Source organism: Bariatricus sp. HCP28S3_F11 (assembly GCF_052065395.1).
In the GTDB taxonomy this organism is placed as follows: Bacteria; Bacillota; Clostridia; order Lachnospirales; family Lachnospiraceae; genus Allocoprococcus.
Genome location: NZ_JBQHUC010000132.1, coordinates 1 through 311 on the forward strand (window position 1 = coordinate 1; position 311 = coordinate 311).

1 pseudogene is annotated in these 311 nt (G+C 44.7%); it reads left to right on the forward strand.

Annotation, left to right across the window (positions count from 1 at the left end):
• Nucleotides 1-100: 100 nt before the first annotated feature.
• Nucleotides 101-241: pseudogene (locus tag ACTNBR_RS16615) on the forward strand (site-specific integrase); the annotation flags it as partial.
• Nucleotides 242-311: the final 70 nt, after the last annotated feature.

Below are 311 nucleotides of genomic sequence, written 5' to 3' on the forward strand. Positions count from 1 at the left end.
CACGTTGAAAACTTATTGATCAGCTGAAGCGGAAACGCGTTCAGTTACATCCGGAAAGACTGATCAGCTCTTAGCGGAATGCGTGGTCAGATGAGCCGGAATTTGCACTCTTCTGTATAAGGGCGATTACTATGAGCACTATCTGTTCATTTCATTCTGGTTATTATTTATGACTGGCATGAGGATTGGCGAAGCGGCAGTGAATATTCTCGTCACCGGAAACCTTGATTCCGGAATTTTGGAAACCGACATTCCGGAGGAGGGAAACTCTTTGATTGGCTTGTTTACCACTTATCAGGTAGTGCGGTATT